At 53.8% G+C, this 251-nt stretch carries 1 protein-coding gene; it reads right to left on the bottom strand.

Translation table 11 applies throughout. The features are described 5' to 3' along the window. Positions 1 to 251, bottom strand: a 251-nt coding sequence (locus EOD29_RS36765; protein WP_206520599.1) for a hypothetical protein, incomplete at both ends; no start/stop codon positions are given.

The raw sequence follows: 251 nt of genomic DNA, 5'->3' as shown, positions 1-251 counted from the left end.
GGTCAGTCGATGAACAACACCGTCGGTTCGGTCGGCGACAGCGTCGGCGCCGGCCTGCCGGAAAGCCAGTAAAAATTCCACAGAGCAATTCGAGCAAAAGTGCACAACGGTTTTGCGTTTCGGAGAAAACGAAAAATCCCGTAGGCATCGCATCTTGATGTGATATATCAGATTCACGACGGCAATTCTGTCTGCCGTGCGATGGGTTGTTGGCATGGCGGATGAGACGAAGAAGAGCGTGGCTGTCGTCG

Source organism: Mesorhizobium sp. M1A.T.Ca.IN.004.03.1.1, from assembly GCF_003997555.1.
GTDB lineage: Bacteria > Pseudomonadota > Alphaproteobacteria > Rhizobiales > Rhizobiaceae > Mesorhizobium.
This window is presented reverse-complemented; position numbering and strand designations above follow the sequence as displayed.